Source organism: Methylobacterium sp. JK268, assembly GCF_054052225.1.
On the sequence record NZ_JBSVZN010000019.1, the window covers coordinates 81,280 to 95,755 of the forward strand.

14 protein-coding genes are annotated in these 14,476 nt (G+C 70.9%); 2 read left to right on the forward strand and 12 right to left on the reverse strand.

Going from position 1 to position 14,476, the window contains the following annotated elements; all coding sequences use genetic code 11:
* Window positions 1-47: 47 nt before the first annotated feature.
* The 5 genes from fliI to ACW9J6_RS20535 form a co-directional block, all read right to left on the reverse strand.
* Window positions 48-1,373, reverse strand: coding sequence for a flagellar protein export ATPase FliI (fliI, locus tag ACW9J6_RS20515; protein ID WP_457118360.1), 1,326 nt, complete (start codon window positions 1,371-1,373; stop codon window positions 48-50).
* 3 nt (window positions 1,374-1,376) lie between these two features.
* Window positions 1,377-2,105, reverse strand: a complete 729-nt coding sequence (gene flgF / locus ACW9J6_RS20520) for a flagellar basal-body rod protein FlgF (protein WP_457118361.1) — start codon at window positions 2,103-2,105, stop codon at window positions 1,377-1,379.
* A 5-nt stretch (window positions 2,106-2,110) separates the two neighbouring features.
* The gene (locus ACW9J6_RS20525) at window positions 2,111-3,367 is read right to left on the reverse strand and encodes a DUF1217 domain-containing protein (RefSeq protein WP_457118362.1); all 1,257 of its coding nucleotides are present in this window, start codon (window positions 3,365-3,367) and stop codon (window positions 2,111-2,113) included.
* 307 nt (window positions 3,368-3,674) lie between these two features.
* Window positions 3,675-4,910 carry a DUF1217 domain-containing protein gene (locus tag ACW9J6_RS20530; protein WP_457118363.1) on the reverse strand — a complete coding sequence of 412 codons (1,236 nt, stop codon included), beginning with the start codon at window positions 4,908-4,910 and terminating at the stop codon, window positions 3,675-3,677.
* Window positions 4,911-5,438: 528 nt separating this feature from the next.
* Window positions 5,439-5,948, reverse strand: a complete 510-nt coding sequence (locus ACW9J6_RS20535) for a hypothetical protein (RefSeq protein ID WP_457118364.1) — start codon at window positions 5,946-5,948, stop codon at window positions 5,439-5,441.
* Window positions 5,949-6,189: 241 nt separating this feature from the next.
* Between ACW9J6_RS20535 and ACW9J6_RS20540 the strand changes: the two genes are divergently transcribed.
* A complete protein-coding gene (locus ACW9J6_RS20540) occupies window positions 6,190-6,516 on the forward strand; it encodes a PilZ domain-containing protein (RefSeq protein WP_457118365.1) in 327 nt (108 codons plus the stop codon).
* Here the strand turns inward: ACW9J6_RS20540 and ACW9J6_RS20545 are convergent.
* The 6 genes from ACW9J6_RS20545 to ACW9J6_RS20570 all read right to left on the reverse strand — a co-directional run bounded on the left by ACW9J6_RS20545 (window position 6,498) and on the right by ACW9J6_RS20570 (window position 12,617).
* Complete coding sequence (locus ACW9J6_RS20545; protein ID WP_457118366.1) at window positions 6,498-7,178, reverse strand: response regulator transcription factor; 681 nt, start codon at window positions 7,176-7,178, stop codon at window positions 6,498-6,500. The genes ACW9J6_RS20540 and ACW9J6_RS20545 overlap by 19 nt on opposite strands.
* Before the next feature lie 658 nt (window positions 7,179-7,836).
* Window positions 7,837-8,184, reverse strand: coding sequence for a hypothetical protein (locus ACW9J6_RS20550; protein WP_457118367.1), 348 nt, complete (start codon window positions 8,182-8,184; stop codon window positions 7,837-7,839).
* Between the two features lie 211 nt (window positions 8,185-8,395).
* On the reverse strand, window positions 8,396-10,291 hold the full coding sequence (gene cobT, locus ACW9J6_RS20555) for a cobaltochelatase subunit CobT (RefSeq protein ID WP_457118368.1): 1,896 nt from the start codon (window positions 10,289-10,291) through the stop codon (window positions 8,396-8,398).
* Between the two features lie 4 nt (window positions 10,292-10,295).
* Window positions 10,296-10,790 carry a DUF29 domain-containing protein gene (locus ACW9J6_RS20560; protein WP_457118369.1) on the reverse strand — a complete coding sequence of 165 codons (495 nt, stop codon included), beginning with the start codon at window positions 10,788-10,790 and terminating at the stop codon, window positions 10,296-10,298.
* A 15-nt stretch (window positions 10,791-10,805) separates the two neighbouring features.
* Complete coding sequence (gene cobS, locus ACW9J6_RS20565; RefSeq protein ID WP_457118370.1) at window positions 10,806-11,789, reverse strand: cobaltochelatase subunit CobS; 984 nt, start codon at window positions 11,787-11,789, stop codon at window positions 10,806-10,808.
* 207 nt (window positions 11,790-11,996) lie between these two features.
* Window positions 11,997-12,617 (reverse strand): J domain-containing protein, encoded by a 621-nt coding sequence (locus ACW9J6_RS20570; protein ID WP_457118371.1) that lies wholly within the window; start codon window positions 12,615-12,617, stop codon window positions 11,997-11,999.
* A 137-nt stretch (window positions 12,618-12,754) separates the two neighbouring features.
* Between ACW9J6_RS20570 and ACW9J6_RS20575 the strand changes: the two genes are divergently transcribed.
* On the forward strand, window positions 12,755-13,033 hold the full coding sequence (locus ACW9J6_RS20575) for a BolA family protein (protein ID WP_457118372.1): 279 nt from the start codon (window positions 12,755-12,757) through the stop codon (window positions 13,031-13,033).
* Here the strand turns inward: ACW9J6_RS20575 and ACW9J6_RS20580 are convergent.
* The gene (locus ACW9J6_RS20580) at window positions 12,945-14,210 is read right to left on the reverse strand and encodes an MFS transporter (protein WP_457118373.1); all 1,266 of its coding nucleotides are present in this window, start codon (window positions 14,208-14,210) and stop codon (window positions 12,945-12,947) included. The genes ACW9J6_RS20575 and ACW9J6_RS20580 overlap by 89 nt on opposite strands.
* Window positions 14,211-14,476: the final 266 nt, after the last annotated feature.

Here is a 14,476-nt window from a genome sequence, read left to right on the forward strand (position 1 = left end):
GCGGGAAGGCTTGCGCGGAGCTTGGGAGCGGCCGATCGGGCCGCCCCTCACCCGCGCAGGGACTGGGCGAGTTCCGCGAAGGCGTCGCGGGACGGGGGCTGGCCGGGCTCCTGGCGCAGGGCGTCGTAGATGCGCGGGACCAGGGCGACCGCCTGGTCGAGCTCCGCGTCGGAGCCCTGGCGGTAGCCGCCCATCAGCCGCAGATCGCGCGTCTCCTCGAAGCGGGCGATCATGCCCTTGAGCCGGCGCACGAGGTCGCGCTGCTCGGGACTCCAGACCTGGTCGGCGAGGCGGGAGATCGAGCCGAGGAGGTCGATGGCGGGGTAGCGGCCCTGGTCGGCGATGGCCCGGTCGAGGACCACGTGCCCGTCGAGGGTGCCGCGGATGCTGTCGGCGACCGGATCGTTGTGATCGTCCCCGTCCACCAGCACCGAGAAGATGCCGGTGATGCTGCCCCGCCCGTCCGGTCCCGGCCCGGCCCGTTCGAGCAGGCGCGGCAGGTCCGAGAACACGCTCGGCGGGAAGCCCCGGGCCACGGCCGGCTCGCCCGCGGCGAGCGCCACGTCGCGCGCCGCGTGGGCGTAGCGGGTGACCGAATCGACGATGAGCAGGACGGATTCGCCGCGGTCGCGCAGGCTCTCGGCGATCGCCATGGCGAGGCGGGGCGCCTGCCGGCGCATCATCGGGCTCTCGTCGCCCGTCGAGACCACGATCGCGGCGCGCCCGCGGCTCTCCGCGAGGGGACCTTCCATGAATTCCCGCACCTCGCGGCCGCGCTCGCCCACCAGGGCCACCACGACGCTGTCGAAGCCCTCCGCCCGCGCCAGCATGGCGAGCAGCGTCGACTTGCCGACGCCCGAGCCCGCGAAGATGCCGATGCGCTGGCCGGCGCAGAGAGGGGTGAAGAGGTCGAGCGCCCGCACGCCGGTCGCCAGCGGCGCGCGCACCCGCGCCCGGCCGAGTGCCGCCGGCGGGTCGGCGTCGAGGGGCACGAGGTCGGATCCCGCCGGAAGCGGGCCGATCCCGTCGAGGGGGCGCCCGAGGGCGTCGAGCACGCGCCCCTTCCAGGACGGATCGGGGCGCACCCGCGCCGGGCCGATTCGGAAGGCGCGGGTGCCGATCCCGGCCTCGATCCGCGCCTCGAAAGGCTTGAGGGTGGCGCCGGCCGCGTCGACCCGCACCACCTCGGCGACCTGGACGCGGCCGCCGGCCTCGAAGCCCATGCGGTCGCCGAGCCGCACGAAGGGCGCCACGCCCGAGACCCGGCAGGCGCTGGCCGTGACCTCGCGGACCGGTCCGCCCACCCGCACCGCCGGGAGGCCTTCGAGCCCCGCCGCGAGCGCCGCTTCGAGCCGTGCCAGGGCATCCGGCATCGATCAGCCCGTCGGCCCGAGCGAGCGGATCGCGTCCTGCAGCGACTGATCCGATTCCGTGGTCGTGGCGACCGCGTTCTCGAAGGCCCGCTGGACCGCGATCAGCTTGGTCATCTCCAGCACCGGATTGACGTTGGCGCCCTCGACGTGGCCCTGGATGACGCCGATCTTGGTGAAGTCCTGGACCGGCCGGGCCGGCAGGCTGGAGGTGACCGCGCCGACGCCCCCCCGCGTGATCCGGCTGCTCGGGTCGAGGGTGAACACGCCGATCGCGCCGACCTGGTTGCCGTTCTGCTGGATGCTGCCGTCGCGCCCGATCGCCGGGGGGCCGCCATTCGGGTCGAGCAGGAGCGGCGCCCCGCCGGGATCGAGGATCGCCTGGCCGGAGACGCTGCGCAGCTGCCCGTTGGAATCCATCGTCATGCGGCCGTCGCGCGTATAGACCGGGCTCCCCGAGGGACCCTGGACCGAGAGCCACGCGTCGCCCTGCACGGCCACGTCGAGGGGCGCGTCGGTCTTGATGATCGGGCCGGACAGGCGCGAGATGTAGGTGTCACCCGAGCTCGCGAAGGCCACCGGCCCCGACTTCGCCTTGGCGAAGATGGCCTCGAACTTCGTTTCCTCCGCCCGGAACCCCATCGTCGAGGCGTTGGCGACGTTGTTGGCGATGGTGTCGAGCCGCTTCTGCAGCGCGATCTGCGCGGAGAGGGAGACGTAGAGGCCGTTCTGCATGGGGCTCAGGCACTCGATGCGGAGGAGGGGTAGAGGACGCTCAGGGGATCGACGCTCGCGGCGGAGGAACCGTCGGAGAACAGCGCCAGCACCGGCGAGTCGCTGCCATTGGAATTCTGCGCGTCCCACAGGGCGGCGAAGCGCTCGACGAAGCTGTTGAGCTTGGTCGGATCCTGGAAGCTCGTGATGTCGACCTTCTGGCCGATCTCCTGCGCGAGTTGGTCGAGCTGGTCGCTCGATGTGGCCCCTGACGAGGTGGGCAAGCCCAGGACGGTGTTGACCACCTGGGACAGGGCGGCATCGCCCAGGATCCCGTAGGCGCTGGTGACCGTCGGTGCCGTCCGGGAGAAGTACAGGGCGAGGCGCACGCCGGTGTCGTCCTGGCCCGCCTCGTCCTCCAGGGTCTGCTGCAGGTAGGCGTCGGTGACGGTCTTGGCCTGGGCGTCCGGAGGGATGGCGGTGCCGAAGCCGATATCGACCGCGCTCTGCGTCGTGGCCGAGAGCGGCGCGTTGTCGAGTTCGAGGGTGCGGACGCTCCCCCCGGCCGCGATGGCCGCCCCGACGCCCGGCGGCTGCGCTCCCGAGGTGCGGAAGTAGATCTCGCCGGTCGCGCCGATCCGGGCATAGGCCGTCCCGGCGAGGCCGTCGGTGCCGGAGGCGGTGATCTGAGCGTTGATGGCGCTCACGATCTCGTCGGGCGTGACGTGGGCGAGGTCGGACACGTGGCCGGCGAGGGTCGCGGCGTTGAGGGTGATGCTGACCGACCGGGTGGTGGAATCGTCGAGCCGGCTGGTGAGCGTGAAGCTGGTCTCGTTCGTGCCCGAGAAATCCGTCGTGGCCGGCACGGACACGGTCCCGTCGAGCACGGCGGTCTGGGCCGGGGTCACGCTCCCGTCGGCATTGACCGCGGGATCGCTGCCGCTGGCCGAGGCGGCCCCCTTGGTGAAGTCGAAGGCGCGGGCGAAGGCGACGTAGCGCGGATCGGCGAGCCGGTTGGCGAAGCTCGACGGGTCGTCGGCGCCCCCTTCCACCACCTGGCGCATGAACGCCTTGGCGTAGGTCATGTCCTCCAGGCCGTAGGCCTTCATGGCGTAGGAGTAGAGCTGCTGATCGTTGAAGAGATCGTCGATCGACTTCACCTTGCCGATATTCGCCTGGTAATAGGCGGTATCGCGGGCGACCTCCGGCTCGGCGGCCGTGCGCTGGAGGGAGGCCGGGAGGTTCCTGGCGATGATCTGGTAACTGGTGAAGGTCGAGGTCACGGCAGATCTCCTGCGTCGGGCGCAGGGGGCATTCCACCCCGGGGCGCCGCGACATCGCATGGTGGGCCGCGCCGGAGGGTACGGGCGTTGGTCTGAAGAAGGCGTAAGCCGGCAAGCTTGCCTCAGGCTTGCAGGAGGGATCAGATCGGTCTCTCCGGCGAGAGGCTCAGTCGAAGGCCTCCTCGTTGCCGGGCTTCATTCTAATTGACCGTTACGGAAGCGCGGCATCTGCGTGCTTCCTCTCCATCGTGTTTCCCGAAACGAAGCCGTCTCGACCTGGAAAGACCGCGCGGGGAGGATCGCGGCGTTAGGAGAACAGGGCGAGGATGGGCGCCGAGGCGCTCTCGGCGCTCTTGGCGTCCCACATCGCCGCGAAGCGCTTGACGAAGGCGTCGAGCTTCGCCGGGTCCTGGAAGCTCTTGATGTCGATCTTGGCGGCGATGAGCTTGGCGCGGCGCTCCAAGGCCTCCGTGGTGTTCGCGCCGCTCGCCGAGGCGGGAAGGTTCATGACCGTGTTGGCGACCTCGCTCAGCGCCGGGTCGGCCAGGATCTCGTAGGGGCTCCGCAGCGTCGGCGCCTTGCGGCTGAAGTAGAGGGCGAGGCGCACGCCCGTATCCTCCTGCCCCGCATCGGTCTCGAGGGACTGGCGGAGATAGGCGTCGGTGACGGACTTCACCTTGGCATCCGGGGACAGCTTGGTCCCGAAGCCGATATCGACAACGGTCTGGGTCGAGGCGGAGGGCGCGATGTTGCGGATCACGATGGTCCGGTCGTGCCCCTCGCGCTTGTAGACGGTGTCGGCGGCGGCGCCGTAGCCCCCGGCCTGCCGGTCGGCGCCGAGGTCGGTATAGGCGGTGGTGGCGAGATAGAGGCTGCCCGTGATGTCCTTGCGGACCAGGACCTTGCCCTTCAGGTTGGCCTCCCCGGAGGCGTCGATCTGGGCCTTGATCGCCGCGATGATCTCGTCCGGCGTGACCTTCTTGAGGTTCTTCACCGATTTGGCCAGGGTGTCCTTGTTCAGCAGGATGGTCGCCGACACGGTGGTCTTGGCGTCGAGTTGCGAGCTGATCGTGAAGTGCACCTCGTTGGTGCCCGAGAAGTCCGTGGTGGCGGGCAGGGGATCGGCCCCCTTCAGCTGGGCCGGGCTGCCCGGCACCAGGACGGAGATGCCCTTGAACGGCATGGTCGGCGCCGCGTCCGTGCCGACCGCCTTCGTCTCCGCGCCGAAGCCGAAGCTCTGCGCGAGATCGACGTAGCGCTGGTCGGCGAGGCGGTTGGCGAGGCTCTTCGGATCGTCGGCGCCTCCCTCCAGCACCTTGCGGATGAACGCCTTGGCGTAGGTCATGTCCTCCAGGCCGTGGGCCTTCATGGCGTAGCTGTAGAGACGCTGGTCGTTGAGGAGGTCGTCGATCGACTTCACCTTGCCGATATTGGCGTTGTAATAGGCGGTGTCGCGGGAGACGGGCGCCTCGGCGGCCTTGCGCTTGATCGCGGCGGGCAGGTCGCGGGCGATGAGTTGGTAGCTCGTGAAGGTCGAGGTCACGGCGAGGCCTCCGTCGGGCGCGGCGAGACGATCACCCGACGGGCGACGACGCGTCCGCGGCTTCGGTCTCGCGGGGCCGCCCGTGAGGGGGACGGGGACGAAGCCGGCGGGCCGACGCATCCTCCGCCAGGGTCTCCGGCGTCTGGGTCTCCCACGGAAACCTTACGACACCGTTCAGAAACCCGATACGAGGCGAGGCTTGCGCCGGGCTGGTCTCGTTGCCGGCCCGACTCGCGATAGGTGCGCGATCCCGACATCGACCGAGGCGGCACGTAGCGTGCCCGCGTTCCATTCCGGGCGGATCGCCGTCAGGTCGGGGAGGAACGCGTTGGAAGCCGGCGCGCGACGCGGTCGGACGGCTCGCGGGTTCACCGTCACCTCGTACGGGCGCATGCGGCGTCTGCGGACGGAGATTCGGAGAAGGAGCATCCGTCCTCCGGCGGACGCCTCTCGCCGACCCGTCACCAGGGACGGCTGCGCGGCGCAGGCCGGTGAGGCGCGATCGGCGTCGATCGCGCGGGATCCGCCTCAGCGGGCGACCATCGGCCCATTGCCCGCGATGATCGTCTCCGAAGTGACGACGATCCAGCTCCCGCCGGACGGCAGGATCGAGAGGACGCGGCCGGCGCCCGGCAGGTCGGCGCCCGGGGCGACCTGGCGCAGGCCGCTCGGGCCCTCGACCACGGCGGCGCCGTCCACCACCCCGCGCAGGGTGTAGCCGCGCCCGGACGGATCGCCCGCGCCCCCGCGCGACGGCGGAACGGGCACCGAATCCGGGAGCGAGCCGGTGATCAGGGGGTCGAGGTCGACCGGCGGCGTCTCGGCCGCGGCCACGCCGCGCTTCCAGGTCGTCGTCGCGGCGGCGGCGGGAACGATCGTGCGGCCGCTGAAGGCGCGGGGGGTCTCGACCATCGTGTAGGCGGCGAACCCGCTCGTCACGGCGCCGAGGCCGAGGATCAGCCCGAACACCGACCGCTCGACCAGGGTGGCGCGCGCGCGCCGACGAACCTCGGCGGCGGTCAGGGCGGATTCGAACACGAGCGGCGCGCGTCCCGCCCGGACGGTCGGACGGGCGCTGGCGGCGGGACGCGGGGAGCGGGGTGCGACAGGCATGACCGGCGGACCGATGCGGGAGTGAGTGAAGAATGAGGCGGTAAGGTTGAGGGTTCGTTAACCATCCGGGCCTTGGCGGAGCACCGGGTGCGGACTTCCCCATCGGACCCGCATCGCCGTAGGGTGGTGGACCGCGATGCGAACACGCGGAGAGGGACGGAACCGGATGGGTGCGGGAGAGGCGGCGCGGGGGACGGGCGGTGAGGATCGCCGCGACCGGCCGCGGGATCGTCGGCGCAGGGTGATGCAGCAGGGACGCATCCTTCGCGACGGCGACCTCGTGCCCTGCGTCGTGTGGGACCTGTCGCGCAGCGGGGCGAAGATCCGCCTCGACCGCTTGGTCGCGCTGCCCGAACGCTTCGCCCTCTACATCGCCGGGCACGACCTGCGCAGCGTCCCGGTCACGCTGCGGTGGCGCCGCGGGGATTTCGCCGGCCTGTCCTTCGCGCCGGAGGCGCGGCCCGATCCGGGCACTCAGCCGACGAAGCTGTAGCCGACCAGCCGCTTGGCATCGATCGGATCGCGGCCGAGGCGCTGGCGCAGCTTCTTGCGCAGCTTGCTGATGTGCCCCTCGACCACGCTCTCCTCCACGTCGCAGGCGTGGTCGCCGTAGACGGCGTCGAAGATCTGCGTCTTGGTGAGCCAGCGGCCGCGGTTGCGGGCGAGGTACTCGAGGATGTGCCGCTCGCGCCGGGGCAGCATCAGGCTGTTCCCGTCGATCTCGGGGTCGCGGCCGTCGAAGTGGACGACCAAGCGCTCGACCTGCTGGGCCGTGGCCGCGCGGGGCTCGACCCGGTTCATGCGGCGGCGGATCGCCTCGGCCCGGGCGAGGATCTCGCGGACATGGACCGGACGGCGGACCACGTCGTCGATCCCGGCGGTGAACAGGTCGAGGGTCTGGGCGAGGGAGCGCGTCTCGCTGAGCGCGATGATCGGTGCCCGCGAGAGCCGGCGCAGGGCGGCGGTGTGGCTCGTGCGGTCCGCGCAATCGCCGATCAGGAAGCCCTGCACGCCCTCCAGGTCGTCCTGCGACCGGCCGTGCAGCCACGTCTCCAGGGTCCCGGCATCCAGGCTGCTGGACGGGACGCCCTGCTCGCTGAAGCCCGCCACGTATTCGGCAGCCACACCCTGCCGCTCATCGATCACGATATACACTGCCGTTGCCCCCAGAAGACATTGGCCAGTCATTCAAGCTCCGGATCGAAGCCTGTTCGTCGGCTGTCGCCGATCCGGACCGGTTCATCGTCGATTGTCGCCGGTGTTGCTTACGCTCGTCCCGGATCCTTCCGGATGAGCGTCCCGCGCCGGGACAAGTGCGACGAGGTCATGTTTCGGAGAGCGCGGTTAATGCCGGGTTAACATCCGTTGACAATTCGTGACCATGGGTTCACCCGGCCGGGTGCGGAACGCTCAGCGGGGCGGCGCGGAGGTGTTGGGGAGCCCCTGACGCAGTGGCACGGCCTCGGTCGGATGGCCGATAGAAGGCGCCTCGACGGGAGAGCCGCAGGGGAGATCCTTGCGCCGCCTTCGGATCGGCCGGCGCAGCCCGCGATCTAGGTCGTTGGCGTTAGGTCCTGTCCGCCGTCCGCCCGATCAACGTCGGCGGCGCGTGGTCGGGGCGGCGCGACGGAGCAACACGGCGCACCGAGGCGCCGCTCCGCGCGGGGGCGCGGACGCCCTCCCGCGCGTCGGTCGGGTTCATGCGAACGGCATAGGGCGCCGAGGGAGGGCCGGCGCGAGGGGTGGTGTCGGGCGGGCCCGGGGATGCGGGCGCGACGGAGCGGGGCTCTCGGAAGTGGCGAAGCCGGTCCGGTCAGTCGGGCTTGCGGGCGGCGCGGCGCGCCCGGCGGGAGACCGCCGCCGGATCCTGCGTCTTCTGCCAGCCGCTGCGGCCCTCGGCCAAGCCATGCATGCGGTAGTGCACCAGGGGGTTGATGCCGGCCTCTGCGACATCCGGGTTGGCCGACAAGTAGCCGCTGGTGCTGAACTGATCCGAGGGGTCACGCCCCTCCTTCCAGCCGAACTTCAGGTAGTGCTCCAGGGGATCGCACCCGTTCTCCGCGACGTCCGGATAGGTCGCGAGGTAGTAGACCGGGTCGAAGCCGCCCATGGCCCAGGTGGCTCCGGAGGTCGCGCGAGGTTTGGGGCTGCGAGCGGTCATCGTTCCCACTGGTCCATCTCCGTCCCGCGCCGCTCACCCCACGTCCGTCGACGTCCTTCCCTAAGGGAAGCGCCAGATCGACGGCGACCGGCAGCCCTTTACCATATCTCAACCGGATGGCCATCGCCCCGGGTCGGACGCGAATCGCGCTCGGCGGACGCCCCATGGTCACCCGGCCCCGGCCGCAGGGCAACCGCGCCGATCGTCGCCGTCAGCGGCGCCCGTTCGCCGCCCGCCGCACCGGCGCCGCCGCGTTCTCGTCGAACAGCTCCGCCAGCTTCTCGGTCATCACGCCGCCGAGTTCCTCCGCGTCGATGATGGTGACGGCGCGCCGGTAGTAGCGGGTCACGTCGTGGCCGATCCCGATCGCGAGGAGTTCGACCGGCGAGCGGGTCTCGATCTCCTCGATCACGTAGCGCAGGTGGCGCTCCAGGTAGTTGCCCGGATTGACCGAGAGGGTGGAATCGTCGACCGGCGCGCCGTCCGAGATCACCATCAGGATGCGCCGCTGCTCGGGCCGGGCGAGCAGGCGCTTGTGCGCCCAGTCGAGGGCCTCGCCGTCGATGTTCTCCTTGAGCAGTCCCTCGCGCATCATCAGGCCGAGATTCTTGCGCGCCCGCCGCCAGGGCGCGTCCGCGGCCTTGTAGACGATGTGGCGCAGGTCGTTGAGGCGCCCCGGCGCGGGCGGCTTTCCGGCCTGCAGCCAGGATTCGCGGGCCTGCCCACCCTTCCAGGCCCGGGTCGTGAAGCCCAGGATCTCGACCTTGACGCCGCAGCGCTCGAGGGTGCGCGCCAGGATGTCGGCGCAGGTCGCCGCCACGGTGATCGGCCGGCCGCGCATCGAGCCCGAATTGTCGAGGAGGAGCGTGACCACCGTGTCGCGGAAGTTGGTGTCCTTCTCCTGCTTGAAGGAGAGGGGCTGGAACGGGTCGATGACGACGCGCACCAGCCGCGCCGGGTCGAGCTGACCCTCCTCCAGGTCGAACTCCCAGGCCCGGTTCTGCTGGGCCAGCAGCCGCCTCTGCAGGCGGTTGGCGAGGCGACCGACCACGCCCTGCAGGTGGGCGAGCTGCTTGTCGAGATACGAGCGCAGCCGCGACAGCTCGTCGGCGTCGCAGAGATCCTCCGCGTGGATCACCTCGTCGAACTTCGCCGTGTAGACCTTGTAATCCGGCCCGCGGACCTCGTTGGGACGCGGGGTCGGCGGGCGCCAGGATTCCGAGGCCTCCTCCGAATCCGCGTCCTCGGCGTCGTCCGGCAATTCGCCCGACGGGGCGTCGGCGGCCTCGGTGGCGCCTTCGTCGAGATCGTCGGAGGCCTCGTCCGAGACCTCGACCTCGGCCCGGTCGCCCTGCGACTGCTGCTCGGCCTCGCCCTCGCCGGCCTGCTGCTCGTTCTCCTGCGCCTCGTTCTCGTCGTCGCTCTCCTCGTCCTCGGGGTCGAGGGGCGCGTCGTCCGCCATGTCGAGGGAGGAGAGGAGGTCGCGCACGGCGCGCGCGAAGACGCGCTGGTTCTCGATATTGCCGAGGAGCCCGTCGAGGTTACGGCCGGCGCGGGCCTCGACGAAGTCGCGCCAGAGCTCGACGATGCGCCCGGCCGCCTCCGGCGGCTTCTGGCCGGTGAGGCGCTCGCGCACCATCAGGGCGACCGCGTCCTCCAGCGGCGCGTCCGCCCGGTCGGTGATGTCCTCGTACTTGCCGCCGCGGTGGTAGCGGTCCTCCAGCATGGCGGTGAGGTTCTGGGCGACGCCCGACATGCGCCGCGAGCCGATCGCCTCCACGCGGGCCTGCTCGACCGCGTCGAAGACCGCGCGCGCCGGCGCCCCCTCGGGGGCGAGGCGGCGGTGGACCGCGACGTCGTGGCAGGCGAGGCGCAGCGCCATCGAATCCGCGTGGCCGCGCAGGATCGCCACATCGGCCGCCGCGAGCTTGCGCGGCGGCTCGGGCAGGCGCGCCTTGTCGGCGGTCAGCGCCGGCCGGTCCGAGGCGAAGGTGACCTCGATCTCGGGCTTGCGGGCGATGGCCCGGAGCGTCCCGGCGAGGGACCGCTTCAGGGGCTCGGCGGCCGGCTCGCGCTTCTCGCCGGGCTTGCGGTTGGAGATGGACATCCGGCTACTTCTTCACGGAGTCGACGTCGAAGGGACGCTCCAGGAGGTCGTCCCAGGTGTACGGGCAGACGTCCGGGAACTCTTCGGGCTGAAGATGGGTCTCGTCGGCGGCCCAGAGCCGGGCCTCCTCGTAGGCTTCGGTGAGCGCCTTGTCCCGGAGCGGCTTCAAGCTCGGGTTCTCCTCGATCAGGCGGCGATAACGCCGACGCTGCTCACGGATCGAGAAGATCCAGCTCGGCGTGCGATGCTCGGGCTGCTGGTCCCACTTCAGCATATGCATCACCAGCACGCGCAGGATGCTGTGCAGCTTGGCGCGCTCGCTCCTGCCCAAGCTCTCCAACTCCTCGGCGATATGCTCCGCATCGACCGCGTCCAGACGGCCGGCGCGAAGCAGCCGCGCCTGCTCCAGCGCCCAGGCGTGGAGGTCGCGCTCGTAGGCGGCCCGGTCCTCGGCCGGACCGGCCGCCTCGCGCCGCTCCGTGAGGACCGGATCCGCCATGCCGCGCCTCCGCTCCTAGCTCAGCGCGACGTTGACCGCGCTCTCGGGAAGCTCCTTGCCGAAGGAGCGCTGGTAGAACTCGGCCACCAGCGCCCGCTCCAGCTCGTCGCACTTGTTGAGGAAGGTCACCCGAAAGGCGAAGCCGATATCGTTGAAGATGTCGGCGTTCTCCGCCCAGGTGATCACCGTGCGCGGGCTCATCACGGTCGAGAGATCGCCGTTGATGAAGGCGTTGCGGGTGAGGTCGGCGACGCGGACCATCTTGTTGACGATGTCGCGTCCGCCCTCGCTGCGGTAATGTGTGGCCTTCGACAGCACGATGTCGACCTCGCGGTCGTGCGGCAGGTAGTTCAGCGTGGTGACGATCGACCAGCGGTCCATCTGGCCCTGGTTGATCTGTTGCGTGCCGTGGTAGAGGCCGGACGTGTCGCCGAGACCGACGGTGTTCGCGGTGGCGAAGAGCCGGAAGCCCGGGTGTGGGCGGATCACCCGCTTCTGGTCGAGGAGCGTCAGGCGGCCCGAGACCTCCAGCACGCGCTGGATCACGAACATCACGTCCGGCCGGCCCGCATCGTACTCGTCGAAGACGAGGGCGACGTTGTTCTGCAGCGCCCAGGGGAGAATGCCGTCCTGGAAGGCGGTGACCTGCTTCCCGTCCTGGAGAACGATCGCGTCCTTGCCGACGAGGTCGATGCGCGAGACGTGGCTGTCGAGGTTGATGCGCACGCACGGCCAGTTCAGGCGCGCGGCGACCTGCTCCACGTGGGTCGACTTGCCGGTGCCGTGGTAGCCGGTGATCATCACCCGGCGGTTCCTGGCGAAGCCGGCCAGGATCGCGAGCGTGGTCTCGCGGTCGAAGATGTAGTCGGGGTCGAGGTCGGGAACGTGCTCGTCGGTCTTCGAGAAGGCCGGCACCTCGAGGTTCGAGTCGATCCCGAACACCTGGCGCACGGACACCTTCATGTCCGGGAGAGCGGGTGGTGTGTCTTCAGCGAGCATAAGGGCCTCGTCGGGGCAGGGATGCGTCGGGGAGGGCGGCCCTGCGTGTGTCGCGACGGCGCGGAGCGTGCCGGCTGGCGCCGCCTTTCCTTATCGTTCTGGTGGAGCCGGCGCAAACCTGCCAGACCCCCGATATAGGTGGGAACCGCACTGTTTCGAGCCCTGCCCGCCCGGCGGCATGCCAGATCCGTGCCCGCCGCGTGCGCCTCAGCAGAGGCCGGCGGCGCGCAACGTGTCGTGGGCGCGGATGATATCGCGCAGGCGCTCCTCGAAGGTGCGGTCGCCGCCATTCGCGTCGGGGTGGAAGCGCTTCACCAAGGCCTTGTACTGCGCCTTGATGGCGGCGGCATCCGCGCCCTCCTCCAGGCCCATCACGTCGTAGGCCTTGCGCACGGGGGCGGAGTAGCGGGGGCGGGGCGGCTCGGCCTTGGCGCGGGCGCCGTCCGGCGCCACACCCGCCGCGCGCAGGATGCCGAGGGGATCGACGTAGTCCCACTCGCGCGGGGGCGCCTCGGGCCGTTTCGCGCCGCGGGGGTCGCCGTTGACGCCCATCGCCCAGGTCGGCCGGTGCCCGATCACCGCGTCCTTCTGGTAGGCCTGGACGGCGGCGTCGTTCATCCCCGCGAAGTAATTGTAGGACGCATTGTACTCGCGCACGTGCTCCATGCAGAAGCGCCAGTACTGCCCCTCCTGCTTGCGGCCCTTCGGGGCCCGGTGGAGCCCCGGCTGCTTGCAGCCCGGACGCTCGCAGGTAGGCCCCTCCGTCGCGGCGTCGTCGCACGTCGGCTTGATGCGGATGCGGTCGAAGAGGGGCGAGTTGAGATCCATGACGGCGCGATTATGAGGGGGCCCCGGCGGGGCACAAGGGCTGAGGGCCTGATGCCGCAGGGCCGCGGCAGCGGATTGACACGGGGGGCGGCTCCGCCCCGGGAATCACCCGAACGCCCCCGAAGGAAGGACGCCCGATGAGCTTGAGCGAGTGGATCAGAGGAACGCTGGAGGCGGGGTTAACGCCGACGGCCCTGACGGTCGTCGACGAGTCCCACCAGCACGAGGGGCATGCGGGATCGCGGCCGGGCGGGGAAACCCATTTCCGTCTCGATGTGGTGTCGGAGGCCTTCGAAGGGAAGAGCCGGGTCGAGCGTCACCGGATGGTCAACGCGCTCCTCGACGAGGCCTTCCGGCGGGGTCTCCACGCTCTCGCCCTGCGGGCGCGGACGCCCGCGGAGGCGGCGCCGCGCTGAGCGCAGGCCCCCGGGGCGCGAAGGCATAGAGGGCGCTCGCGGCCATCAGCGCCGTCCCGAAGGCCAGGAAGAGGCGGCCGTAGAGGGCGGCCGGGTCGAGGTCGCCCTCCCGCAGAACGAAGCCCGCCGACAGGGCCTGCACGGCGCTGGCGCCGCCCATGAACACGATGTTCATGAAGGAGACGCCGCGCCCGAGCAGGTGGGCCGGGAAGAAGCGCCGGGCATGCGCCATCACGATGGCGTAGCTCAGCCCCGCCGCGCCGACCACCGCGAGGAGCGCCACCGCCAGGATCGGGGAGCGGTGCCCGAGGAGGCCGAGGAGGACGAGGGCGACGGCGGTGACGAGGCAGCCCGCGAGCGCGGTCGTCTTCGGGTCGCGCACCAGCCGCTCCACGGGACCGTAGCCGATGCCGCCGATCACCATGGCGGCGCTCATGGCGAGCGCCCCGTTGCCGCGCGCCACCCCTTCGAAGCCGTGCACGCTGCCGAGATAGGCCCCGATCCAGAGGGAGCGGGTGGCGATCACCACGGCGTAGCTCACCACCACGACCGGGAAGATCAGCCAGAGCGGGCGCATCGCCGCCACGGTGGCGAAGCCCCGCAGCAATCCGGTGCGCGAGGGATCCGGCGCCCGTTCCGGATCGCGGATCAGGGCGAGGATGAGGGCGGCGGCTCCGACCGTAACGGCACAGAGGCCGAAGAGGATCGGCCGCCACCCGAAGGCGTGCGCCGCCAGCGCGAGGGGCGTCGAGCCCAGGAGGTCGCCGGCCGTGCCGAAGCCGACCATCAGCGAGGACAGCATGGCGAAGCGCTCAGGCGGGTAGAGCCGCCCGAACACGTAGAGGGCACCCATCAGGGCCGGGCCGCAGCCGAAGCCGATCAGGGCCATGCCCGCGAGCGCGCCGGCAAAGCCCGACGCGGCGCCGAGCAGGCCGGCCCCGCCCGCGGCGAGGAGCAGGAAACCCGCGACGGTGCGGCGGGGGCCGACCCGGTCGAGGCAGAGGCCGGTCGGCACCTGCGCGGCCGCGAAGGCGGCGAACCACCCCGAGGAGAGCAGCGCGAGGTCGGCGGCCGAGAGGCCGAGGTCGCGCGCGAGATCCGGCGCCATCATGGCGAGGAAGCCGCGGTCGAACTGGCTGATCGTGTAGCCGAGGAGCAGGACGAGGAAGGCCGTCACGGATGATCCGGGTGGGGAGAGGCGAATTGGAGTGCGGCAAGACGCAGCGGAATGAACCCGCCTCATCTAGGGCACGGCAGTGCGGGCAAAATCCAAGGCCCGTTCGAACGCGAGTTGACCTGAGAAGACACCAATTTAGTCAAAAACTACACAGGTCCAGCTCGCGCGGGATCCCCTCTCCCGAGTGGGAGAGGGGTAGGGGTGAGGGACGGACGCTTCCGCAAGGAATCTGAACCGCTGAGCTGCCAGCGGCACGGTTCTGCCTT